This window comes from Methylobacterium sp. Gmos1 (genome assembly GCF_053764715.1).
Genome location: NZ_JBSNCC010000014.1, coordinates 144,560 through 169,293, shown reverse-complemented (window position 1 = coordinate 169,293; position 24,734 = coordinate 144,560). Strand labels below are relative to the sequence as shown.

16 protein-coding genes and 1 pseudogene are annotated in these 24,734 nt (G+C 66.0%); 7 read left to right on the top strand and 10 right to left on the bottom strand.

What is annotated here, in order from left to right; translation table 11 throughout:
- Window positions 1-599 precede the first annotated feature (599 nt).
- Window positions 600-884, top strand: a complete 285-nt coding sequence (locus tag ACS5PV_RS23540) for a hypothetical protein (protein ID WP_455397766.1) — start codon at window positions 600-602, stop codon at window positions 882-884.
- A gap of 215 nt (window positions 885-1,099) precedes the next feature.
- Here the strand turns inward: ACS5PV_RS23540 and ACS5PV_RS23535 are convergent, their stop codons facing one another.
- From ACS5PV_RS23535 to ACS5PV_RS23525, 3 genes are all read right to left on the bottom strand, one after another.
- Window positions 1,100-1,540, bottom strand: a complete 441-nt coding sequence (locus ACS5PV_RS23535) for an SRPBCC family protein (RefSeq protein WP_455397765.1) — start codon at window positions 1,538-1,540, stop codon at window positions 1,100-1,102.
- Between the two features lie 9 nt (window positions 1,541-1,549).
- Window positions 1,550-2,563, bottom strand: a complete 1,014-nt coding sequence (locus ACS5PV_RS23530; RefSeq protein WP_455397764.1) for an aldo/keto reductase — start codon at window positions 2,561-2,563, stop codon at window positions 1,550-1,552.
- Between the two features lie 199 nt (window positions 2,564-2,762).
- Window positions 2,763-3,641, bottom strand: a complete 879-nt coding sequence (locus ACS5PV_RS23525) for a helix-turn-helix domain-containing protein (RefSeq protein WP_455397763.1) — start codon at window positions 3,639-3,641, stop codon at window positions 2,763-2,765.
- Window positions 3,642-4,377: 736 nt separating this feature from the next.
- On the opposite strand from ACS5PV_RS23525, the gene ACS5PV_RS23520 reads away from it, so the two are divergent.
- A complete protein-coding gene (locus tag ACS5PV_RS23520; protein WP_455397762.1) occupies window positions 4,378-5,577 on the top strand; it encodes a patatin-like phospholipase family protein in 1,200 nt (399 codons plus the stop codon).
- A 20-nt stretch (window positions 5,578-5,597) separates the two neighbouring features.
- Here the strand turns inward: ACS5PV_RS23520 and ACS5PV_RS23515 are convergent, their stop codons facing one another.
- The 3 genes from ACS5PV_RS23515 to ACS5PV_RS23505 all read right to left on the bottom strand — a co-directional run bounded on the left by ACS5PV_RS23515 (window position 5,598) and on the right by ACS5PV_RS23505 (window position 8,923).
- Window positions 5,598-7,463 (bottom strand): mechanosensitive ion channel family protein, encoded by a 1,866-nt coding sequence (locus ACS5PV_RS23515; protein WP_455397761.1) that lies wholly within the window; start codon window positions 7,461-7,463, stop codon window positions 5,598-5,600.
- A gap of 123 nt (window positions 7,464-7,586) precedes the next feature.
- Entirely contained in the window at window positions 7,587-8,027 is a 441-nt protein-coding gene (locus tag ACS5PV_RS23510; protein WP_455397760.1) for a YybH family protein, read from the bottom strand.
- A 242-nt stretch (window positions 8,028-8,269) separates the two neighbouring features.
- Window positions 8,270-8,923 carry a hydrolase gene (locus ACS5PV_RS23505; RefSeq protein WP_455397759.1) on the bottom strand — a complete coding sequence of 218 codons (654 nt, stop codon included), beginning with the start codon at window positions 8,921-8,923 and terminating at the stop codon, window positions 8,270-8,272.
- Window positions 8,924-9,069: 146 nt separating this feature from the next.
- On the opposite strand from ACS5PV_RS23505, the gene ACS5PV_RS23500 reads away from it, so the two are divergent.
- Both ACS5PV_RS23500 and ACS5PV_RS23495 read left to right on the top strand, forming a co-directional pair.
- Complete coding sequence (locus ACS5PV_RS23500) at window positions 9,070-9,942, top strand: LysR family transcriptional regulator (protein WP_455397758.1); 873 nt, start codon at window positions 9,070-9,072, stop codon at window positions 9,940-9,942.
- Window positions 9,943-10,863: 921 nt separating this feature from the next.
- On the top strand, window positions 10,864-11,055 hold the full coding sequence (locus ACS5PV_RS23495) for a hypothetical protein (RefSeq protein ID WP_455397757.1): 192 nt from the start codon (window positions 10,864-10,866) through the stop codon (window positions 11,053-11,055).
- A gap of 352 nt (window positions 11,056-11,407) precedes the next feature.
- On the opposite strand, the pseudogene ACS5PV_RS23490 reads toward ACS5PV_RS23495, so the two are convergent.
- The 3 genes and pseudogenes from ACS5PV_RS23490 to ACS5PV_RS23480 form a co-directional block, all read right to left on the bottom strand.
- Window positions 11,408-12,454, bottom strand: a pseudogene (locus ACS5PV_RS23490) (xanthine dehydrogenase family protein molybdopterin-binding subunit); the annotation flags it as partial.
- Window positions 12,455-12,992: 538 nt separating this feature from the next.
- The gene (locus tag ACS5PV_RS23485) at window positions 12,993-15,056 is read right to left on the bottom strand and encodes a response regulator (protein WP_455397776.1); all 2,064 of its coding nucleotides are present in this window, start codon (window positions 15,054-15,056) and stop codon (window positions 12,993-12,995) included.
- Window positions 15,057-15,082: 26 nt separating this feature from the next.
- Window positions 15,083-20,896, bottom strand: a complete 5,814-nt coding sequence (locus ACS5PV_RS23480; protein WP_455397756.1) for a HAMP domain-containing protein — start codon at window positions 20,894-20,896, stop codon at window positions 15,083-15,085.
- 335 nt (window positions 20,897-21,231) lie between these two features.
- On the opposite strand from ACS5PV_RS23480, the gene ACS5PV_RS23475 reads away from it, so the two are divergent.
- A complete protein-coding gene (locus ACS5PV_RS23475; protein WP_455397755.1) occupies window positions 21,232-21,396 on the top strand; it encodes a hypothetical protein in 165 nt (54 codons plus the stop codon).
- A 575-nt stretch (window positions 21,397-21,971) separates the two neighbouring features.
- On the opposite strand, the gene ACS5PV_RS23470 is transcribed toward ACS5PV_RS23475, so the two are convergent.
- Entirely contained in the window at window positions 21,972-22,355 is a 384-nt protein-coding gene (locus ACS5PV_RS23470; protein ID WP_455397754.1) for a winged helix-turn-helix transcriptional regulator, read from the bottom strand.
- A gap of 96 nt (window positions 22,356-22,451) precedes the next feature.
- On the opposite strand from ACS5PV_RS23470, the gene ACS5PV_RS23465 reads away from it, so the two are divergent.
- Both ACS5PV_RS23465 and ACS5PV_RS23460 read left to right on the top strand, forming a co-directional pair.
- Window positions 22,452-23,516: an SDR family oxidoreductase gene (locus ACS5PV_RS23465; RefSeq protein ID WP_455397753.1), complete on the top strand. Its 1,065-nt coding sequence runs from the start codon at window positions 22,452-22,454 to the stop codon at window positions 23,514-23,516.
- Window positions 23,517-23,559: 43 nt separating this feature from the next.
- On the top strand, window positions 23,560-24,576 hold the full coding sequence (locus ACS5PV_RS23460; RefSeq protein WP_455397752.1) for an EthD domain-containing protein: 1,017 nt from the start codon (window positions 23,560-23,562) through the stop codon (window positions 24,574-24,576).
- The last annotated feature ends 158 nt before the right edge of the window (window positions 24,577-24,734 follow it).

Sequence of the window (24,734 nt, the reverse complement as noted above, 5' to 3'; positions counted from 1 at the left end):
GATCCTAACCCGTCACCGCCGATGGCCACCCCCGCGAGAGACCCCGCCTGCTACAGCGCTGTGACGGCGCGCAGGCGGGCTCTCCCGCTCTCGCTCAGCTACACCACTCCAAGGGACACGACCAGCAGCGAGCCTTTTGGGGCTTTGCTGCCGCCGTGAGTGGCGAGCGCATGGAGACGTCGAGGGCTCAGAGCGAGCAGCGTCACAAGGGGGCAGTTCGCCCCATGTCTAGCGAAGGGTAGGGCGGTTAGCGCTCAAGCGCCAGGAGCGTCGTACAGCGCGTTCGAGGGACCTACAGCAGCTGGGGCAGCTGCTACATCGCCCTACTGACCCTGGAGCATCCTGAGCCCAGCATGACGGCTTCAAGCTTGAAACGAGCAGCTCCGCTAATGCGGGACCCTCAATATCCGCAGGCAGGCCCGAACCCAGCTTGCCCGCTTCCGCAGCGATCCTGGCGCCTATCCCAACGTCCTCGAACGACAAGCTCAACAACAGATTTCGCCGTCCTCGCTTTATTCGCCGTCCTCGCTTTATGGGAAACTTTTCGGCGCTTCGAGCGTAGCTTTGGCTTCAGACATCCCGCCAGAGGACCGAGCGCTATGGAACCGATGAAGCCCATGGAACCCATGAAGCCGATGAAGGGCTCGGAGCCCTGGTGGCCGCAGGAGCTTGGCCAGCCCTCGACCAGCGGTGGCCAGAACAACATGCGCTACGCGTTCTTCCCCGATAAGCAGCGGCTCCTCGTCGAGACCGACGGCAAGCTGGCTACCTACGATAGCGGCGACCACCGCATCAGCGGCGTCTCCCAGTCAAACGGCCGGGCACCGAGCTTCACCACCCAGGATGGCGACGTGAATGTGAACGACCTCAAGGTCGTGGATTAAGGGAGGCTCCGGCACGAGGCTGTCCCGCGTCGGCTCAAGCCACAGCGCGGGAAGGCCCTGTGCGGGCGGACGACCGGCACTCAATGCTCTGGGGCACGTCGCGCTTCGGCGCGGGCTTGGCGCCGATACGCCGGTTGATCAACATCACGAACGCCGACACGAACGAGGAGGCGGCGAACTCGTAGGCCTTGGCGACCCGGCAATCGCTGGCAGTGTCATCGCTGTCCCTGGCGATCCAGGCTGTCGGCGTAGCTCTTCCGTAGAGCGGCAAGGCCATCTTCGTAGATGCCCTGGAAGAGCGTCGAGATCTCCGCGTCGCTCACCCCGATCGGCTGAAACTCGCCGGACCACTCGACCCGTGACCGTTGGCCGTCGCCGGTCTCTTGGACCCGCAAGGTCGAGAGGTAATCCCTCTGCGGGAAGGGCGACTGGAGGATATGGTAGCTGTAGCTCCGTCCCGCCTCGTCGAAGGCCATCAGCCGCTCTACGATGACGCCGCCGTCCGGGTTCGCCAAGTGCCGGACGCGGCCACCCTCATGTAGCTCGGACTTGAGGATGTACGGCAGCCAGTCGGGCAGGGAGCCGAACCCGCCGATGAGCTGCCATACCTCGGACGCGGGAGCTGGGATCTCGACGCTTGCCGATGCCGTCGCCATGATCGCCCCCTACTGCCCGGACGGGAGAGGCGCGTCCGGCGCCACGACGCCGCTCCGGCGCAGGTCGCGCCAGAACTCTTGAGGCACCTCGGAAGTGATGGCGGCATGGTCCTCGGCGATGCGCTCCGGACGGCTCGCACCGGGGATGACCGCCGCGGATGCGGGATGGGCCAGCGAGAAGTGAAGTGCTGCGGCTTTGATCGGCACACCGTATCGGCCGCACAACTGCTTTATGGTCGCGACCTTGGCGGCGATCTGCGGCGGTACCGAGCCGTACTCGAAGTGTTTGCCGCCCGCGAGGACGCCGGAGCTGTACGGGCCACCGATGACGATCTCGACCTTCTTCTCGACGGCGGCGGGCATCAGGCGCTGAAGAGCCTTTCCATGATCGAGGAGCGTGTAGCGACCCGCCAGCAGGGTGCCATTCGGGCGCACGTCGTCGAGTGAGAGCAAGAGCTCCACCGGCTCGACGTTGTTCACACCCAAGCCCCAGGCCTTGATCACACCCTCGTCGCGCAGTCGGTCGAGGACGGGAAAGGCGCCGGTGCGTGCCTGCTCGAACAGGCGGATCCACTTGTCGCCATGGAAGTCCCTGGCGATATCGTGCACCCAGACGAAGTCCAGCCGGTCGACGCCCATGCGCTTCAAGCTGTCCTCGATAGATCGCTTTGCGCCATCGGCCGTGTAGTCGTAGACGACCTTGTTCGGGCGCCCGTACTTGAAGATCTCGCCTTTCTCGCCTTGGTCGCGTGCCCCGGTCTCGACCTCGTCGAGGATGATGCGCCCGACCTTGGTGCTGAGGCGGTAGCCGTCGCGCGGATACTTCGACAGGGCCTTGCCGAGCCTGATTTCCGACAGCCCACTCCCGTAGAAGGGCGCGGTGTCGAAGTAGCGCGTGCCAGCTTTCCAAGCTGCGTCGACCGTAGCTTCTGCCTCGTCGTCGGGGATGTCGCGAAACATGTTGCCGAGAGGTGCGGCGCCGAAGCCGAGCGGGCCGGCGAGCAGGGCGTCCCTGATGGTCATGGCTTCTCCGAGGTGCGGAATTCAGAGCGACATCGGGGCTGGCGTCTTCAAGCGGGGAGACGCGATAGGTCTCACCCGCCCGTGCTGCCAAGCCTTGCATGACGGTCTACAGTCCAGCAGCGCCAGCGTATCGACCGTCCTTGCGAGCTTACCGGCCGATCTTGCGATGTTCGGCGAGAGCAACCACGCTCGGGCCGTCCTAGCGGCGGAACATGGTCCGGTATTGCCCGGGCGTCAGGCCGGTGCTCCTCCGGAAGACCCGCGTGAAGTTGTCCTGGGAGCCAAAGCCATGGTCGACCGCGACCTCGAGGAGCGTGGCCCGGTCGAGCGCCAACGCCTCCTGGGCCGCACGGACGCGCCGTTCGGTCACGTAGCGATGTGGGGTCAGACCGGTCGCCTCGCGAAACAGGCGCGAGAAGTGGAAGGGACTGAGGTAGGCCTCGGCTGCAAGTCGTTCGAGCGGGATGGGTTCGGCGTAGTGAGCGTCGACGTAGTCGGTCACGCGTTTGAGCCGGCGCTCGTCGAGCTTCTGCGCCGCCGTAGACGGCTTCCAGCGGTCGACCGTGTAATTGGCGATCATGTAGGCGGCCAGCGCGGTCGTCAGACCGTCGACGAACAAGCGGTTCGTCGGCATTGGCGGCTTGTCCAGCAAGCCCTCGAAGGCTCGCGCGAAGGTAACGAGGAGTGGGTCAGCCAAGCCCCCGACGAAGGCCAGCTCGATCAGGGAGGCATCGATGCCGTAATCCGCAAGGGCGCTATGCTCGATCAATGCCGGCGGCAGGCACACGTGGAGACACGAGATCGCTTTAGAAAGCTCCGCCTTCTCCATGAAGCCGACGGGTCCGGTCCAGGCCGTTCCGGCCTTGGCGAGGCACTTCTCGTTCTTGCCGTCACCGCTCCGCCGTACGACCGCGTGCCCGCCCAGCATCACGATGAGTTCGTTGCAGGGGTAGGCTTGCGTCGGGTGAGAGCCGGCGCCGTTGATCCGTCGTTCGATGACCAGCCGGGCTCGATGGTCGATCCGACCGAGCACCTGGCATGTGCCTCGCCGCTGGTCCCCCATCGTTTCGAACGACATCAAGACACCTCGGGTAGGAGTGTTGGCGCATCGGAGGCTCATGCGAGCTCCGGGGCGATCCTGACGCATCGCAGGCCGTAACGACAGTAGCCGCCGTCTTAGGTCCGCTTCTTCCTACGGTGTGTGCATTATCGGAACGTTCACAGATCGAAGGTCTGCTGGGGGTGGGGAGCCGTCCTTGGCCAGGAGGACGAAAGCTGACATTCGGCTTGGCGCCCATCCAGATTGTTCCTCAGCCGGTGCAGGCTTCTCTGAATCGGACATCGACGCGACGGTGGCACAGATTACTGTCGCGCGAGTGGCAGGTTGGCGACCGGGAAGCCCAGAAATATCTCAGATGACTTTACGCCATTTATTTCTAAGATCGGTTCTACAATCCTTCATCCTCTCGCTCACGCAGCAGATCAGGTTCGGCGACCATAGACCACGCGGCGCTTCCGTCGGGCGCTCTCCGATCAGCACAAGCGACGGCGCCTCGTTCCTCATTTGGTGAAATGGTGTCGCGCGATCAGGAACGTGACGCGGCAAGCGGCTGCTCGAATGCCGTGGCCGACCGTCTTCCGCGAGAGATTTTCACCTTCCGACACAGAGCCTTAGATCTGCTCCGTCAGCTCGATCAATCAACCATCAAGCTTGGACGACATCTCACATGCTCGCTTCGCAGGTCGCTCGGACAAGCTTGGCCTTAGTGACCAGTTCAGGCACGGTAGGCGCTATCCGCTAGGAAGACGCCTCCGTGAATGAGAAATTAGGTCTGCGAATGGCCGTGTTTGCGGCCTGCTTCATTGTATTGCAGGGTTGCGTCGCCATGGAGCCGCGGCAGCCGCTTCCGTCCGCCCTCTCGGTCGGCGCGCGCCCGGAAGGCTTCCCCAACAGCATTCGATTTTGGGGAGACGCGGTGACGCCTGATCTGCGAGCCGGGCTCACGCGGCAGTACGGGCAGCTGCGCAACACCGCACTAGCGAACCAGCCGACCGTCGCGACGCGGGCCGATTTCCTAGCTATCTCCGGGGGTGGAGGCGATGGGGCCTACGCGGCCGGCCTGCTCAAGGGATGGACCGAGCGAGGTACGCGGCCCGTCTTCGAGGTCGTGACCGGCGTCTCAACCGGCGCGCTCGCCGCGCCCTTCGCGTTCCTTGGTCCGGCCTACGACGATAGCCTCGCCGAGATCTACACGGCCTACGGCGATGACGATCTCTACCGCAGCAACGGTCCGCTCGGCCTTCTCGGCGCGTCCATGAACGATACGGCGCCGTTGCGCCGCCTTATCGAGCGCTACGTCACGGATGACTTCCTCGACCGCATCGCGGCTGAGGGACGGCTTGGACGACGCCTGCTGGTGCAAACGACCAACCTCGACGCGCAACGCCCGGTCATCTGGGACCTCACGGCGATCGCTGCCGGCGATCGGAGCGCTCGCCGCGAGCTGTTCGTACGGCTTCTCCTGGCTTCCTCCGCCATCCCCGCGGTGTTCCCGCCGCAGCGCATCCGGGTGACTGCCGGAGACAGTCGCGACTACGACGAACTGCACGTGGACGGCGGCGTTTCTTCCCAGGTCTTTTTCGCTCCGCCTCAGATGCGGCTTGAGGACATCGAGCTGCAAATGTTCGGGCACACCCGTGCACGCACGCTGTATGTCGTCCGGAACGGCAAGCTGGGGCCGGAGTATCAAACCTCGGAAGAGAAGACGCTTTCGATCGCGACGCGGTCCATCGCCGCTCTCATCAAGGGGCAGAGCCTCGCAGATCTCGGCAACTTAGCACGAGCCGCGCGCGCGAGTCGCACGCGTTTCCATTACAGCGCAATACCCGAGAGCTTCAACGGGGTGGCAGACGGAAACTTTGACCGTCGATACATGTCACAGCTCTACGAGGTCGGCCGTAGCGTGGGGCGCGACGGGCGCTGGTCGCAAACGAGTTCGGCACCAGGCTTCTGATGTCTGCCTCTCCGATACGGTCAAGCGGCTGGCCGGCTGGTGCCCAACGCGACATTCGCTGCGGCGGCATTCGACAGGACATGGCGCAGCAGTTCCGATCTCACACGTGCCTGGCTGCCGGGCACCGTGCGGATCGACACCGCGAACCGGACAGAGGTCTCCGACAGTGCCGTCGCCCCCAGAAAACGCGGTGTCGCCATCAGCAATGATACGAGGTCTGCATCCGCTTCGACCTCGTCGATCGCGGCTCTGATGACGTCGGCAGCCGCCTCGTAGGACACGCCGGGCGACACGTAGACCGGCACTTCCAGACCGGCCCAATCCCGCGAGAAGTTCGTGACCGCCTTGAGTTCGCCGAACGCGACGGTGTGCATGTGCCCGTTGTCATCGCGCAGCCGCACAGAGCGCAACGAGAACGCCTCGACTTGGCCTTGCAGGCTGCCACTCTCGATGGTCTCGCCGACACGGAACGCGTCATCCAGCAACAGAAATAATCCGGCGATGACGTCGCGCACCAGGGCCTGCGCGCCGAAACCGATGGTTAGGCCAACGACGCCTGCGCCCGCGAGGAGCGGCCCGATCCGCAAGCCGAAGGTCGAGGCCATACTCAGGGCTGCCGTGGCCGCTAGGGCGACGAGCACCCCTGTTCGGAAGGCCGGCAGGACCGTGGCGAGGCGATCCGCACGCCGGTCTTTCCCTACGCGAGCGAGACCGCGGTCGATCAGGCTGCTGATGATTTGCCACGCGAGATCCGTCCCGAGCAGGATCAGCAAAGCCGACCCGATCTCGGCCGTCATCGGTAAGCCCAAAGCCCCCTCCGCACCGGGACGGCCTTCGACCAAGAGGAGCAGGGCCGCGATGAAGGCAATATTGCGCGCCGCGCGCGCAACGATGCGTTCCTCACGGCTGAACGTGCCGGAGCGATTCGGGCCGAACGCGATCGTCCGGGCTGCATCGCCCAGCACGAGGGACAGAGCCGGCGCGAGGCCCAGCACCAGGACAGCCCAGGCGGCTCCGGAAAGACCGGCCTGCGACAGCAACCACGAGATCGCCGGAACAAGCGCCATGGCAACAGCTGCCGGCCGTGGCGAGCGCCCGTCCGGCCCTCGTGAGGACAGGACGACCGCACCGATCGCGAAGGGCACCAGCAATGCGGTGAGCAGCAGCGTCGCATGCGCGACGGCATCGGCAACGGTCGCGTCGTCGCCACCCAATCGCAGCATGGCCGACCATAGGAGGCCCGCAGCCGCGACGAAGGCTATGGCTGTTGCGCCCCGCTGCGCGCGCCACGCCGCGACCGTCGACAGGGCGACGAGGCGAAGCCGTGCACCGCCGGGGGCGAGCAGGAAGCGGCCGACCACGCGGGCGCTGCGCACCGCGAGGATGGCCAGGAGCGCGTTGAGGGCCATGACGCCTGCCGCGCCCGGGGGGGCGGCGACGAGGTAGGAAAGGCAGGAACCGGCCGCGAAGCAGACGACGAGACTCTGAGCGAACAGGAGGCGCTGTGCCTGTGCGGCGGCCCTCTGGCGCGGTGTCGCGAGGGGGCTATCGGCGATCCGCCGCATCCAGACAGCGGACCAGCGCCAGAACAGCCGCTCGGCGAGCCACCCACCCAGCCAGAGTAGGCTGAGCCGAGTAACGAGCCCTCTCGGCGTCATGCGCTCATCGGCGACGAGCATCTCCGCAGCTCGGCCAGTCGCTTCGGGGACGTTAGCCACGGCCACGAACAGATCATCCGACCGATCGCGGATCGTGTTCAGACGCTGGTCGATCTCGCGGCTGAGTGAGAAACCGCCGACGTCGGGTGAGGAGTTCTGCGCGTGCGATGCTGTCGAGAACGCCGAGAGGACGGCGACGATCGTCAGGCGCCCTTGCCAGGACCTCATCAAGGATCACCTACCACGCCTAATCACGACCACAATGGACTGGACGGAATTGCTGACGGGCAAGATCGCGGTCCAGTCCACCGCACGCGCCTCCTTGATTTGATAGACGTTGCAGACCCTCGATTATTGGGGCGGCGGATTCGTTGTTGCGAACGAATAACGTGCAATCTTCCACGCGTCGCCATAGCCCTTGTGCAGAATGAACAGCTCGTGGTTGGCGTCGGGAACGCGCTGTTTGATTGCGTTGACAGTTACGTGTCCGTTCGAGCTGGTGCGAGCAAAAGCCCAGTCCGGAGCGACCTGCACGACCTCCTCGACCGTTAACTCGGTATCGAAGGTGATCGTCTGAAAAATGCCGTTGTAGGCAGCCCGTATCGCATCGGCGCCGACCGTCGAAGGGCTATTGGGAGCCATGAAGACGCCGTCGGGCGCGAATACGCTCAGCACTTTGTCAAGGTCCGAGGCGTTCAGCGCCGTCTCATAGGCGAGAAGTACGTTCTCGATGTCGGTTTGGACTGATGCGGCATCTGCGTTCCTGATTGCCGAGCTTGCTAGCTTCTTCATAGATTTGCATTCCTCTCCGATACAAGACTGTAATTTCGAATTTATGTTAACAGAGTTGTTCCGAGTCGCATCGGGGCTGTGTCGCTGGTTCCGGAACGCCGCACGCCGTGGCCGAAATCGGTGAGCTGCGGTATCGGTCGTCCGCCGTTGAGCGAGGACCCGAGACCTCATCGCGGTAGCGAGTCCAGCGCCGCGCAGTCACCGGATCAGGCCCGCCTGCGCCAAGGGTTCTCGTGCTCGGATCAGCTTGCAGCGCTCGGGACCGGCGTGTTGAGCAGCTGTTGCTCCCAAAGATATGCGATCCCGCAGCCCGCAGCGTGTTGCTTAAGGACTTCGGTGACCCCGACTGCCGTGTCCAGCCGGGCCCAGTCGCGCTGCCATTCGGCCATCACCGCCAGCCAGGTCATCATGTTCACGCCGGCGTGGATCATGCGGTGAATGGCGACCTCGTGGGCCTCGATCGAGACACCGCCGCAGGCGTCGGCGACCACCGTGACGTCCCACCCTTCGCCGGCCGCCTGGATTGCCGGCATCGCGACACAGACTTCGGTCCAAAGCCCCGCGATAATCAGCTGCTTGCGACCCGTCGCCTTGACCGCGTCCACGACCTTCTCATCCTCCCAAGTGTTGATGAGCGTTCTGTCGATCACCTCCTGGCCCGCAAAGACTTCGGTCACCTGTGGAAAAACGACTCCGCCCCGGTCGGCAAGCACGCTTGTCAGGATTGTAGGAACGCCAAACACCTTCGCGGCTTTCGCCAGAGCCGTCGTGTTGTTGACCACCATGTGCGGATCGTGGCTGTTCAGGCCTGCGAGCTGGTAGGGCTGGTGGTCGATCAGGACGAGGATCGAGTCTTTTGGGCGAATAAGCGATGCAAGGCCATTGCGAACGGTCATGACGATCCTTTGCTGCCGTCGAATAAGATCGAGTTCGGAGAGACATGCGCCGCCTGAGGCGATGCCGGACCGACAGTGCCCTTGCGTTTCGCGCTACGATAGCGTCGATTGAGGACACACTGTGTCGCGAAATCGGGAACGCCGCATTGGACATCGAAGAGCTGAGAACCTTTGTGGAGATTGCGGATGCTGGAGGCGTAACACCCGCGGCACGGCGCCTCGGTGTCTCCAAATCGATCGTGAGCCGTCGGCTAGCGCGTCTCGAGTCCGACCTGGGCGTGCAGTTGCTCGCGCGGACCACCCGGGGCGCTGCGCTTACGGAAGCGGGAGCGACGTTCCGGGATCATGCAGCCAAAGTCTGCGCCGAGATCGATAGTGCTAAGGAGGCGATCCTGCCTGCCGGGGACGTTCGTGGTCGGCTACGGGTCGCCGCGCCGCTCTCCTTCGGCCCGACCCACCTGGCGGCCGTCTTCGCGGATATGGCTCGTCGTCACCCGCATCTCCAACTTCAAGTCTGCTACAGCGACCGCTTCGCAGATCTCGTCGCCGAAGGCTTCGATTGCGGGGTGAGGCTTGGTCATCTTGAAAACTCAAACCTGATCGCTCGGCGCGTTGGTCCCATCTACGGTAAGCTTGTCGCCAGTCCGGACTATATCAGCGCCCACGGCGCGCCCGAGACACCCGGTGAATTGCTCGACCACCAAGCTCTCATGCAGGGCACCGAAGCCTGGCAGTTCATGGATGGCCGAAAGACCATCACCATCCGTCCGCAGGGAAGATTCAAGGCCGACAACGGGACGGCACTCGTCGCCGCGGCGACGGCCGGGCTCGGGATTGCTTATCTTCCGGAGAGGCTCATCGAGCAGCAACTCGCGTCCGGAGCGCTCGTCCCCGTCATGAGCCGCTACCCGATCCCGCCGGCAGGATTATTCGTCGTTCGGCCTCCTGGTCAGCATCCTGTGCGAACGGTGCGGATCCTCACTCAGATGCTCATCGAGTGCTTTGATAAGACGTCCTAGAGCTGGAACTCTGCACGCAATCTCGGAGGGAGGTTCCGACCCTGCTGGGCGGAGTCAAAGCTGCAATCTATTGAGAGCTAGGTGTTCGAAAGCGGCCATTCTGCTTAAGGCCAGGCTCCGTCGTTCGGAATCGATCAGAATGCCGGCAAGCGGACCTTCCGAAGGACCGAGAAGGGTCGGGAGCGGCGGTTCCGCACCTGCCGACCTGATGGCGGCCCTTAATGCAAAGCCGGCATCGAAATTTGGCCAGTGACCCCGGCTCCTCCATCATCAATTAGCGGCGCTTCCGTTTAACGGAAAACGGCCAGCGGCGGACACGCTGGGCCAGCTCTTTGGGCAGCAGCATCGCCTTGAAGCCTCTGAGGGCATTCTAGCGCGCTCCTAGCGCAGCGAGAAAAAAGCTCATCCCGGTCAGTGGGGTAGGGGGCTTTCAGCTCAGATCATAATCCTTGTGTCGGGGGTTCAAATCCCTCCTCCGCTACCATCAGATTCGGGCTTTTCCCTCATAGGGTCAGCCACTTAAGTTTTGGAGCCCTGGACCTCCCGTCCGGGGCTTTCTGCTGCTCGGGCGGATTCTGCTGCACGCTTGCTGGTCCCGCATCCGGATTCCAGGTCCGGACGCGCCGATCTGGGAGCCTACCTTGCCCGATATGTCCCGATCCAGGCCACGCCCCTCGCCCCGGCGAACGCTGACGGATGGTTAACCCCGCCGCCTTTGCGGCGGGGGGAGGGGCAGCGAAACGTTAAGGTCGAGGCAATCCGCGCTCGCCAAGTATGTCCCTGTGATCGACAGGGAAGAGCAGCATTATGCTGACGAATTAAGAGATGGAGATTCTTGTTTTTGCGGTTATAGCCGACGATAACAATTAAATCAATCGTCATGTGATCGAAGGCGCGCAGAGTTAGCATCATGATGACTGATTGGGCGCCTGGTACAGCGATCTCGGTGATGCCGGATTTCCGGTCCCTGGCAGCTTCCATAAGCCGATAGACAGACTCGGCATGATCTTAGTTTGCGCCATGCTCGCGGGAGCCATGGAGATGGCCCGCGGCGGGCCTGGCATGGTCGACGTTATCGATGTGCAGGCCATTTTCGGAGGAGCGTTCGGCTGACCCGAGATTGCCCGGATCGAGGCCCTCTACTTCCAAGCCGGCGCAGTGTGGCCATGAACCCGGACGCCTGTGGTGTGCACCGGTGGCTCCACCACACCGTCTACGATTGGTGCGCAGCGAGCGTGCAGATCCCGGGCCTCGAATCCGAGCGGCGGACGAGAATCGAGGAGATCCGGCGGGAGGCGTCGAGCCGCGCCTGCTCTACGCTGCCGCACGACCGCGACCGTACCCGCTCGTTCGAGGAGCGCGTCGCGTGCATGCGGGCGTCGGGCTTCTACGTGCGTCTCTCCTGGGACGTTGACCCGCCCCCGTGCGGAAGGCCGGGCACGAGGAGGATCTCGTCGCGATGGTGCGCCTGCGCGCCGTTCGTCGGGCCGGCCTTCGCGCTCCGCGGCGGTGGTCACCGTCGTGATGTAGCCCATGTTCGAGACGCTAGGCTCGACCGCGGCGGTGAAGCCGATGCCGGTGCGACCGCCCTCCGCCCGTGCCGCCTCGCGGCGGCGGCGCAGAGCGTCGAGATGACCATCGCGGACGGCCTCGTCGAGGGCGCGCTGGTAATCGCCCGAATCGTAGAGCGCCCCAGTCGCGGTGCGGTGCGGTGCGGTGCGGGAAGGCTTCCGCCGGGATCAGGTTGCGCCGGATCACGTCGAGCGGGTCCAGCCCGAGCGTCGCGGCGTTGCGCTGCATCAGGCGCTCGTGGGGGTAGCAGGCCTGCGGACCGCCGAAGCCGCGCACGAGGCCGGTCGGCGTCTTGGTGCACCTCACGAAACTCCCGCTGCGCTGGCGCCGCCCCATCGAGCGACGTCGGTGACCGGAAGTTTTGTGAGAGACACTTAATCGTCACCCGGGTCGTACTCGGCGACGACCCCGTAGGTCTCCATCGGCGAGCCGGTGTTTCCGGGGATAGCGGACCGTCACCGAGAGGGTGTGGGGGGCTTCGCGAAGGCGGCTTCCGGGTCGCCATACCGGAAGGCGCGGTCGCTGAAGAGGTTGCGCCCGACGGCCTCGTGCAGGACGGGCGCGTCCTCGGCCAGCGCCACCAAGGGATCGAGCACCGCCGGCCGGGCGCGGTACTCGACCTCGATCAGGTCGCAGCCGTCCTCGGCGACGTAGCGGTCCTGCGCCACGACCACGGCGACCGGCTCGCCGATGTAGCGCAACCCTGTCGACGGCGATCGCCCGTGCGTCCACGGCGGCGCGGCGCGCCGGGACGAGGGGACCGGCGACGTCGGCGAGATCGCGTCCGCTGAGCACCGCGACCACGCCCGGGAGCGCGGGCCGAGCCGGCGTCGATGCCGAGGATGTCGGCGTGCGCATGAGGGGAGCGCAGGATCGCCGCGTGCAGCGTGCCGGGCTTGTGCCCGAGATCGTCGATGTAGCGTCCGCGTCCGGACAGCAGAGCGGCGTCCTCGACGCGCTCGACCGACTGTGGCGAACCAGCCCGCGATTCATGTCGAGGAGGGCGACCCGGCCGAAATCTCCGTACGCGATTTCGAGAGCATCAGGACCTAATCAGGGTCCAACATCCGACGACAAACCCAGCCAGCCGCGGCCAGGTCCATCCTCGCCTCTACTCCTGTCGCAGGGCTGTCGCGCCCGAGGCGGCGTCGGATCGGCGCACCTGTTAGATCCGCGATGAGATGCAACGCTGCCGACGGCATCAATGGTTGCATTCTCATCCCGTCCAGGAAAATCGGCGGTCGCAGCCCCGCTGGAAGCGGCAGCCTCAAATACGATTCACTGACCGAAAACCTCGTTCCACTCCTCGGCGCCCAAGGAAGTGATCAGTAAGGTAGGCACCGACATCCTGGCCTTCTCTCCGAGGCACAATAACACGCTATTTTCGGCGAATGCCCCCTATCGCACAGCCAGACCCGGCGCCTTCGCTACGTTGAAAGACAAGCAGTGTGCAGGGCGTGACGGACGCGTGTCGTGGATCACGGCGGCATCCGATCGGCGTCATTCCGGTGAATGCCTTGCAGCAATGTTCTCAAATTTTCTACCAACTCGTCAACGCGATACGGTTTAAATAGTAAATCAAAACCGCTGGTATCTTGATTTTCCTGAAGATATCCTGAAGTCAACAGGATCGGCATCTGCGGCCATTGCCGGCGGATGACGCGACCGAGATCGATGCCGGTCATCGTGCCCGGCATGTTCACGTCGCTGAAGACGAGAGCGATATCGCGCTCACGCTCCAGGATGCGGAGAGCCTGGCTGCCGTCCTGCGCACTCAGCACCGTGAACGCGAGGGCCTCGAGCGTCGAGATGATGGTCGAGCGGACATCGGCGTCGTCCTCGACGACGAGGACGACCTTGCCGGCCCCGTCCACGGCATCCGCGGCGGCGGCAGGCTGCTCGGCGACCTCCGGCGGGATGCTGCGTCGGTCGAGCGCGGGCAGCGTGACGACGAAGCGCGTGCCCTGGCCCGGGGTGCTGTCGACCGCGATGGTTCCCCCGCTCTGCTGCACGAAGCCGTGCACCATGCTGAGGCCGAGACCGGTTCCCTTGCCGGCCTCCTTCGTGGTGAAGAACGGCTCGAACACCCGGGCGAGGATGGCGGGCGGCATTCCGGTCCCCGTGTCGGCAACCGTGATGTCGACGCATCGCGGGCTCGCGGCCTCGCCCGGTGCAGGAACCTCGCGACCCTGGACGCGAATGCAGAGCGCGCCGCCGTCCGGCATGGCGTCCCGCGCATTGACCGCGAGGTTGATGAGGGCCGCCTCGAACTGGGCGTGGTCGACGCAGATCTCCGGAAGCTGGCCGTCGAGCTCCGCCGTGATGGTGATCCGCTCGCCGAGCGTGCGCGCGAGGAGCTTGGTCAGGCCGGGGATGAAGCTGGCGAAATCGAGCGCACGGGGCTGCAGGGGCGAGCGGCGCGAGAAGGCGAGCAGCCGGCCGGTCAGCTCGGCGCAGCGATGCGCGCCCTCGATGGCGTTCTCGACCCGCCGGAGGGCTTTCTCGTTGTCCTGCAGCGATCCTTTCGCGAGATCGAGGTTGCCGATCACGATGCTCAGCATGTTGTTGAAGTCGTGCGCGATGCCACCCGTCAGGCGGCCGACCGCCTCGAGCTTCGAGGCGTGCTGCAGGCTGAGCTCGAGCTCCTTGCGCTCCGTGACGTCGAACCACATCCCGAACAGCTCGGCCGCCGCACCGTCCTCGCCGCTCTTGACCACGATCTGATCGAGGATGTGCCGCTCCGTGCCGTCGGCATTGCGCCAGCGGTATTCGAGGGTGGCCGCGCCGCTCTCCGTGAGATCATGCAGATCCCGGAGGATGCGTTCGCTGTCCTCGGGGTCGAGCCGCGATTCCCAGAGTCCGGACGTGGCGAAGGCGCTGCGTGAGAAGCCGGTGATGCGCTCGATGCTGTCGTTGGTGAAGTGCAGCCGCCTCTCCTCGACCCCGACCTGGGAGGTGTAGAGCGCGATCGGCAGCCCCCGCAGCACGGCCGCCTGGTGCTCCTCGCGCCGGCGCAGGGCCCGCTCGGCTTCCAGCTTCTCGCCGCGCACGCGCAGGTTCTCGAGCAGGAGCTGCTTCTCGGCAGCCGCCTTGCGCTTGATCTCCTCGGTCTTGCGGTAGAGATCGACGAAGACGTCGACCTTCGACTTCAGCACCAGGGGCTGGATCGGCTTGAACACGTAGTCCACCGCGCCGGCGGAGTAGCCGCGGAAGATGTGCATGTCCTCCTTGTTGTGCGCGGTGAGGAACAGGATCGGGACGCAGGAGGTGCGCGGACGGCTGCGGATCAGGGTGGCGACCTCGTAGCCGTCCATGCGCGGCATCTGCACGTCGAGCAGGATCAGGGCGAACTCCTCCCGCAGGGTCCGGCGCAGGGCCTCCTCGGGCGAGTCCGCCAGCACGAGGTCGAGCGCCGGATCGGCGAGGATCTCGGACGCGGCGAGCAGGTTGCGCCGATCGTCGTCGACGATCAGGATCTTGGCCCGGATCGGGAGCTGCTCGGGGGCCGCGCTCCCCGTGCAGTGCCCGGTATCGGCGTCCATCGGGGTCGGGGTGTCCGGCGGCGACGTCACAGCGGCTTCTGCGCCGGTGCCCGCGCGCCCTCCCTGATCACGGCCGCGCCGTTCTTGCCGCCGATCCGCCGCGCCAGCTGGACCCGGAGCGCGGCGAGGAGCTGGTCGATATCGACGGGCTTCGAGACGTAGTCGGAGGCGCCGGCCTCGAGGCACTTCTCGCGATCGCCCTTCATCGCCTTCGCGGTCACCGCGATGAGCGGCAGGCGGCGGAAGGCGGGCATCGCCCGGATGGCCCGGATCGTCTCGTAACCGTCCATCCCCGGCATCATGATGTCGATCAGCATCGCGTCGACGGTCGGGTTGGCCGTGAGGAGATCGATGCCGTCCTGCCCGTTCTCGGCGAACAGCACCTTGAGCCCGTGCTCCTCCAGCGCGCTCGTCAGCGAGAAGATGTTGCGCATGTCGTCATCGACCAGGATGACCTGGCAGCCCTGCAGGGTCGCGGTGTCCGCGCCCTCGACGATGATCTGGTCCTCCGGCCGCGCATGGCCGATCGCCCGGTGCAGGAAGAGGGCGGTCTCGTCGAGGAGGCGCTCGGACGAGCGGGTGTCCTTCAGGATGATCGTCGAGGCGGTGGTCCGGAGCTGCTGCTCCTCGGCCGCCGTCAGCTCCCGGCCGGTATAGACGATGATCGGCAGCTCCTCGCCGTCCTGCGAGGCGCGGATCTGCTCGATCAGCTCGGAGCCACCGAGATCGGGCAGGCCGAGGTCGACGATCGCGCAGTCGAAGCGCCCGCCCGTCACCGCCTCCAAGGCGGCCGCGGCGGTGCCGACGGCGAAGATCCTGACGTCCTCCTCGGCCAGCAGCGCCGTGATGCTCGCGCGCTGGTTCTCGTCGTCCTCGACGAGCAGGAGGTTGCGCACCGGCCGGGTGATGAAGTCCTTCGACCGTTCGAGGGCGCGCATCAGGCCCTCCCGGTCGACCGGCTTCTCCAGGAAGCCGAAGGCGCCCGCGCGTAATCCCCGCTTCTTCTCGTCGTTGACGGAGATGACGTGGATCGGGATGTGCCGGGTCCGCGGATCGTTCTTGAGGAGGTCGAGGAGCGCCCAGCCGTCCATGTCGGGCAGGCCGATATCGAGGGTGATCGCGTGCGGCTTGAAGCGATGGGCGAGGCTCAGCGCGCCTGCGCCGTCCTGGGCGATCAGGCCCTTGAACCCGCGCTCGCGCGCCAGCTCCAGCAGCACCGAGGCGAACATCGCGTCGTCCTCGACGATGAGCACGGTGTGATCGCCCGCGTGGATCGCGTGACGGTCGTCCGCCGAGGCCGAGAGCGCCATCGCGGCGTTGGGCTGGCGCCCCATCGGGGCCGAGGCCCCGTTCGCCTCGGATCCGTCCGCCACGCGGGCCGCGACCGCCTGCACCGGCGGCTCGCAAGGCAGGAACAGGGTGAAGGTGCTGCCCGTGCCGACGCGGCTCTCCACCACGATCTCGCCGCCGAGCAGGCGCGCGATCTCGCGGCTGATCGCGAGGCCGAGGCCGGTGCCGCCATACTTGCGGCTCGTGGTCCCGTCGGCCTGCTGGAACGCCTCGAAGATGATGCGCTGCTTGTCCTCCGCGATGCCGATCCCGGTGTCGGTCACCGACATCGCCATCCACCGGCTTCCAGCCCGCAGCGGCGAGCCCTCCGCCGAGCCGATCTTCAGGGAGACGCCCCCCTTCTCGGTGAACTTGAAGGCGTTGGAGAGCAGGTTGCGCAGGACCTGCTGCAGCCGCTTCGAGTCGGTGCGCACGGAGCGCGGCAGGCCCGGCTCGACCGCGATCTCGAAGGCGAGGTGACGCTCCTCGGCGACCTGCCGGAAGGTCCGGTCGAGGTTCTCGACGAGGTCGGGCAGGGCGAGGTCGCCGATCTCGAGCGATACCGTGCCGGATTCGATCTTCGACAGGTCGAGGATGTCGTTGATGAGCGACAGGAGATCGGTGCCGGCGGCGTTGATGGTCTTGGCGAATTCGCGCTGCTTGTCGGTCAGGTTGCCGTCGCGGTTCTCGGACAGGAGCTTCGAGAGGATCAGCAGGCTGTTGAGCGGTGTGCGCAGCTCGTGGCTCATGTTCGCCAGGAACTGCGACTTGTAGCGCGAGGTCAGGCTCAGCTGCTCGGCCTTCTCCTCGAGCGCCGTCTTGGCGACCGAGACCTCGCGGTTCTTGCCCTCGACCTCGCGCTTCTGGATCTCGAGCAGGCGGGCCTTCTCCTCCAGCTCCTCGTTGGTCTGCTGCAGCCGCTCGCGCTGGTTCTTCAGCAGGTCCTCGGATTGCTGGAGCGAGGCGGCCTGGAGCTCGAGCCTGTCGTTGGTCTTCTTGAGCTCCTCCTGGCGGCTCTGCAATTCGCCGGTCAGCAGCTGCGACTGCTTGAGGAGGCCTTCCGTGCGCATGTTCGCCGCGATCGTGTTCAGCACGATGCCGATCGACTCGGTGAGCTGATCGAGGAAGGACTGGTGCGTCTCGCTGAACCGGTTGAACGAGGCGAGCTCGATCACCGCGCGCACCTCCTGCTCGAACAGCACCGGCAGCACGATGATGTTGAGCGGCGTCGCCTCGCCGAGCGCCGAGCCGATGGTGACGTAGTCGCCCGGCACGTTGGTGAGCAGGATGCGCTTCTTCTCGTAGGCGCACTGCCCGACGAGCCCCTGGCGCAGGCGGTAGCGGTTCGAGAGGTTCTTGCGCTCGGTGAAGGCGTAGCTCGCCACGAGGTCGAGGATCGGCTCGCCGGCCTCGTCCTCGACCATGTAGAACACCCCGCGCTGGGCGTTCACCAGCGGTGCGATCTCGGACAGGATCAGGTTCGAGACGGTGGCGAGGTCGCGCTCGCCCTGCAGCATCCGGGTGAACTTGGCGAGGTTGGTCTTCAGCCAGTCCTGCTCGGCGTTCTTCAACGTCGTGTCCCGCAGGTTGCGGATCATCTCGTTGATCGTGTCCTTCAACGCCGCGACCTCGCCCGAGGCCTCGACGGCGATCGAGCGGGCGAGGTCGCCCTTGGTCACCGCGGTCGCGACCTCCGCGATGGCGCGTACCTGGGTCGTCAGGTTGGCCGCCAGCTGGTTCACGTTGTCGGTGAGGTCGCGCCACAGGCCGGCGGCGCCCGGCACCCGCGCCTGGCCGCCGAGCTTGCCCTCGACGCCGACCTCGCGGGCGACGTTCGTGACCTGGTCGGCGAAGGTCGCCAGCGTCTCGATCATCTCGTTGACGGTGTTGGCGAGCGCCGCGATCTCGCCCTTGGCATCGACCGAGAGCTTGCGCTTGAGGTCGCCCTGCGCCACCGCCGTCACGACGCTGGCGATGCCGCGCACCTGGCCGGTGAGGTTGGCCGCCATCATGTTCACGTTGTCGGTGAGGTCCTTCCAGGTGCCACCGACGCCCTTGACCTGCGCCTGACCACCGAGCTTGCCCTCGGTCCCCACCTCGCGGGCAACCCGCGTGACTTCCGAGGCGAAGGAGTTCAGCTGATCCACCATCGTGTTGATGGTGGATTTGAGCTCCAGGATCTCGCCGCGCACGTCGACGGTGATCTTCTTCGAGAGGTCGCCGTTGGCGACCGCGGTCGTGACCTCGGCGATGTTGCGCACCTGGCCGGTCAGGTTCTCGGCCATCATGTTGACGTTGTCGGTCAGATCCTTCCAGGTGCCGCCGACGCCTTTCACCTGAGCCTGGCCGCCGAGCTTGCCCTCGATGCCGACCTCGCGGGCCACGCGCGTCACCTCCGAGGCGAAGGAGTTGAGCTGATCCACCATCGTGTTGATGGTGGACTTCAATTCCAGGATCTCGCCCTCGACCGCGACGGTGATCTTCTTCGACAAATCGCCGTTGGCGACCGCGGTCGTCACCTCGGCGATGTTGCGCACCTGGCCGGTCAGGTTCGCCGCCATCATGTTGACGTTGTCGGTCAGCCCCTTCCAGACGCCGCCGACGCCCTTCACCTGGGCCTGACCGCCGAGCTTGCCCTCGGTCCCCACCTCGCGGGCAACCCGCGTCACCTCGGAGGCGAAGGAGTTCAGCTGGTCCACCATCGTGTTGATGGTGGATTTGAGCTCCAGGATCTCGCCCCGTACGTCGACCGTGATCTTCTTCGAGAGGTCGCCGTTGGCGACAGCGGTGGTCACATCGGCGATGTTGCGCACCTGACCCGTCAGGTTCGCCGCCATCAGGTTCACGTTGTTCGTCAGGTCGGCCCAGGTGCCGGCCACGCCCTCGACGCGGGCCTGACCGCCGAGCTTGCCCTCCGAGCCGACCTCCTTGGCGACGCGGGTGACCTCGCTCGCGAACGAATTGAGCTGGTCCACCATCGTGTTGATGGTGTTCTTCAACTCCAGGATCTCGCCCTTGACGTCGACGGTGATCTTCTTCGACAAATCGCCGTTGGCAACCGCCGTGGTGACCTCGGCGATGTTGCGCACCTGACCGGTCAGGTTCGCGGCCATCAGGTTCACGTTGTCGGTGAGGTCGGCCCAGGTGCCGGCCACGCCCTTGACCTGGGCCTGGCCGCCGAGCTTGCCCTCCGAGCCGACCTCCTTGGCGACGCGGGTGACCTCCGAGGCGAAGGAGTTGAGCTGGTCCACCATCGTGTTGATGGTGTTCTTCAATTCCAGGATCTCGCCTTTGACGTCGACGGTGATCTTCTTCGACAGGTCGCCGTTGGCGACAGCGGTGGTCACGTCGGCGATGTTGCGCACCTGGCCGGTCAGGTTCGCGGCCATCAGGTTCACGTTGTTCGTCAGGTCGGCCCAGGTTCCTCCGACGCCGTCGACCTGGGCCTGGCCGCCGAGCTTGCCTTCGGTGCCGACCTCGCGGGCGACGCGGGTGACCTCCGAGGCGAAGGAGTTCAGCTGGTCCACCATCGTGTTGATGGTCAGCTTGAGGGCCAGGATCTCGCCCTTCACATCGACGGTGATCTTCTTCGACAGGTCGCCGCGGGCGACGGCCGTCGTGACCTCGGCGATGTTGCGCACCTGGCCGGTCAGGTTCTCGGCCATCATGTTGACGTTGTCGGTCAGGTCGGCCCAGACGCCGCCGACGCCCTTGACCTGGGCCTGGCCGCCGAGCTTGCCTTCGGTGCCGACCTCTTTGGCGACGCGGGTCACCTCGCTCGCGAAGGAGTTGAGCTGGTCCACCATCGTGTTGATGGTGTTCTTCAACTCCAGGATCTCGCCCTTGACGTCGACGGTGATCTTCTTCGAAAGGTCGCCGCGGGCCACTGCCGTGGTGACGTCGGCGATGTTGCGCACCTGGCCGGTGAGGTTGGCGGCCATCAGGTTCACGTTGTCGGTGAGGTCCTTCCAGGTGCCGCCGACGCCCTTGACCTGGGCCTGGCCGCCGAGCTTGCCCTCCGAGCCGACCTCGCGGGCCACGCGCGTCACCTCCGAGGCGAAGGAGTTGAGCTGATCGACCATCGTGTTGACGACCTTGCCGATCCGCAAAAATTCGCCCCGGAGCGGCCGGCCCTCGATCTCGAGCTGCATGGTCTGGCCGAGATCGCCCTTGGCCACCGCGCCGATCACCCGCGCGACCTCCGTGGTCGGCTGGACCAGATCGCCGATCATGGCGTTGACCGAGTCGACGCACTCGACCCAGCCGCCCGTCGCCGCCGGCAGCTTGCCGCGCTCGCCGATCCGCCCGTCCTTGCCGACCGTGCGGGCCACGCGGTCGAGCTCGCGCGCGAGCCCCTGATTGAGCTCGACGATGTCGTTGAACGCCTCGGCGATCTCGCCGTCGATCCCGGTCAGGTCGAGGGGCAGGCGGGTCGAGAAATCGCCTCGCCGGAAGGCCCGGAGGCTCTTGAGGAGAAGCTTCGGTTCGAGCTGCGAGGGCACTGGCGTCATGCGGACACACCTGCGGGCGACAAAAACTGACCGCACCGAGGAACGACCCAGCCAACCTTCGCCGTTGCGACCCGGCGGGGCACGGTGCTGATTGTTGGCCCTCTTACAGGCGGCGACTGGTGCTAGTAGGGGGGAGTATCGCGACGCGCAAGATCACCCTGGGGTAGGGCGTGGTAATGGCGCGGTACCGTTTCGGTACGTCAAGGCCATCGTCCCCTCTCGCATTCGTTTACCTTATCCTGGACCGTGCAATCTGCGGTAGGCTAATGCCCGTAAGCTTCGAGGAAGCGCTTCCGCTACACGCCGGCGTGCTCTCAGATCAGAGGGGACGGGCGATGCTGCTGCGTGTCGGCCTCGTCCTGCTTGTGCCGGCCGACCTGAGCCGACCTTCGCTTCACGTCGCGGCCTCCGGTATAGGTATGGCGCGACGAGGCCTGCACATGGGCTTGAAAGGCCTATCCGAGGTGATCGTCGCAGGCACGATCACCTCGGGCCTCTGAGGGCCCGCCTTCGGCAACTTCGACCTGCCGCCTGGGCTGGGTTGCTGGCAGCGGACGTCATGGCGGGCGGGCTCTGGGGTGCCCTCGGCTCTCCGACCACCTTTCTGACGGGCTCGCTGTTCGCCGCCTACGCCCTGGGTCTTCCTCCTCATCGCCGAATCAAGGACGTGCCTTGCCGCCATCGCCAGGTCGGAGCGGTCGCCCGGTGGGGAGAGAAGATCTTACGGCGCGCCGGTGACGGGCAGGCTGTACCGGGGAGTTGCTGTCAACCTCACTGGCTGCGATGGCCTTTGTCAGGGCACGAGGCTATCGGATAGGTGCATCTGCCGCCCCGCGCCGAGCCGCTGGAGCCTGCTATTGTCCTCTGCCGCCGGTTCGACGTGGCCTTCGGCTGCATCGCCGTGTTGGTCCGGCTCGGCTCGGCCGCCCTCCCATCGGCCTCGCTTGCCCAAAGGCATTCGGTCCCGGCCAGCATCTCGCACCCTGCCCTTCACCCGGACCTCAGAAAATTGGGGCTGCCGGACCGATCAATTCGCGCGAATGGCCGCAGTTGGTCGGCGCGTGGTGATATGCCGTCATGCCTGCCGGCGGGATGTCGGCCGGGCTTCAAGGCCGTCGAGCGCGTCCGCGTTCGCTCGACCCCAGGCGTAGAGAAGCTCGACCGGCTCGACGAAGCGGGTCCCGAGCGCAGTGAGACGGTACTCGACCGCCGGCGGAACCGTGCCGGCCACGTGCCGGGTCAGGAGACCGCTGCTCTCCATCTCGCGCAGGGTCTGGGTGAGCATCTTCTTCGAGATGCCGGGCAGGCTCCGGTGGAGCACGCCCGTCCGCGCCTGGCCACCGTGGCGCGCATGCAGCGTGTGCAGGACCATGCTCGTCCACTTGGTCGCGAACAGCTCCAACACCCGTCGTGGCGCACAATCCTCGCGCCAGTCCTCGTCCGCGCTGCCCGGCTTCATGGTGGTTACCTCATGGTGCCTATGGCCCCAAACGGTGCCGTCTAGCGGCAGGCCGTGAGCGTGGCTAGCTCCGAGCGAACCAGTTCGGAGAGCATCATGAGCGGAACGGCACTGATCGCTGGCGTGAGCGGCATCGTCGGCAACAACCTGGCCCGGCACCTCGTCAGGGGGGGCTGGACGGTACAAGGCCTCGCGCGGCGTCCGCCCGCCGACCTTGCCGGCGTCGAACCCGTCACGGCCGACCTGCTCGACCCCGGGAGCCTGCGGCAGGCACTCGCCGCACGAGCGCCGACGCACGTCTTCATCACCACCTGGCTGCGCCAGGAGACCGAAGCCGAGAACATCCGGGTCAACGCCGCGATGGTCCGCAACCTTCTCGACGGCTTGCGGCCGGCAGGCAGCGTGCGCCACGTCGCGCTGGTCACCGGCCTGAAGCACTATCTCGGGCCGTTCGAAGCCTACGGGAAGGGCAACCTGCCCGCGACGCCGTTCCGGGAGGAGCAGGGACGGCTCGACATCGAGAACTTCTACTACGCCCAGGAGGACGAGGTCTTCGCCGCCGCCGGGCGGGACGGCTTTGGCTGGAGCGTGCACCGGCCGCACACCGTCATCGGCTACGCCCTGGGCAACGCGATGAACATGGGCGTGACACTCGCGGTCTACGCCACGCTCTGCCGCGAAACCGGACGCCCGTTCCGCTTCCCCGGCTCGCCCGCGCAGTGGAACGGTCTGACCGACATGACGGATGCGCGGCAGCTCGCCCGCCATCTCGCCTGGGCCGCCAGGACGCCGGCCGCGCGCGACGAGGCGTTCAATGTCGTCAATGGCGACGTCTTTCGCTGGAACTGGATGTGGGGCCGCATCGCGGCCTGGTTCGGCCTGGAGCCCGCGCCCTTCGACGGCACGGTCCGGCCGCTGCAGGCGCAGATGGCCGACGATGCTCCGCTCTGGGCCGAGATCGCGGCCCGGCACGGGCTGGTCGAACCCGACCTCGGCCGCCTCGCTTCGGCTTGGCACACGGACGCGGACCTCGGCCGGCCCATCGAGGTGGTGACCGACATGGGAAAGAGCCGCCGCCTCGGCTTCCTCGACTACCAGGCGACCGACGATTCCTTCTTCGACCTGTTCGAACGCCTCAGGGCCTCCCGCGTCATCCCGTGAACCCATCCTCGTCGAATCCCTCGTCCTCCTCGAAGGAGCCCGCATGACCATCCAGACCGTCGCGCCCGACCTTGCCCGCTCGGACCTGCTGCAGCGCCCGCCGCACGGGCGAGTCGTCGGCTCGACCACCAGGCCGCTGATCGTGACGCCGACCTTCGTCTCGCGCACCGACGCGACGCCCGAGGACGAGCGCCCGCACGATATCGGCTCCGGCGTCGACCGTGCGGGCCGGGAGGTCGCCCATCCGGACCGGCACCCGGGCGCGATCGCCCTGGAGCCGGACCAGAACCGTGCCTTCGAGCACTGGGACGAGTATTGGCGCAAGGTGCACGGGCCGAAATTCGCCTACGAGGAACCGGGTGCCCGGAACGACAAGGTGTTACGCTACGACCAGGTGCACCGGATCGCCTCGGGCCCCTCATCGGCGTTCAGGCCGCCCTACCGGGCGCTGATCGATGCGGACGGCAGGCTGGTGGACGATCCGGCCGGCCGCGTCCCGACCTACCGGCGCCCGGCCTGGGACGGGTTTGCCTACATCGCCTACGGCTCCGAGGAGGACATCGGGGCGGTGCTCGGACAGGAGCAGTATGCGAAACGCATCATCGCGGACGAGCGCACCGCATTCCGGATGGTTACCCGCGAGGTCGCACGCGAATACATCGTCATCCCGAGCGCACGCCATCGCGACCCGGTCAGCCTGGTGAAGATCCATCGCCGCCGGGCGGGACTCTCGCGCGAGGCGTTCCAGGCACGCTGGCTCACGGAGCATGCCGACCTCGTAGCCGGCAAGGCGGCGACGGCGGAGTACGTCCGGCGCTACGCCCAGCTGCATCCGTTCGGCTCGACGCAGGAGGACCCGGAGGGCTCGAAGATCGACGGCATCTCGGTCCTGTCCTTCGCCTCGCTGAACGACGTCGAGGACTACCTCGTCAGCGCCGACCACGCTGCCATCGAGGCGGCGGAGATCGAGTTCACCGATCCCGACGAGTCTGAATTCTGGACCGCGGTGAACTACAGTGTCGTCAATCGTCTCTCGCCCGAACTCGCGACCGAGCGCTGAGGCGTCCAGTGTCCACGGCCGGCGACGTTCCGTGACCGTTCGGCTCGGTGCGCCTCCCGGGCGTTCGGTTCGCCTGCGGGACACTCGGCATCCGCCGCCACATGGCCGTCGGGCGAGGCGGCCTATCGTGGCGCAACATCCGAAGCAGTCATGCAGAA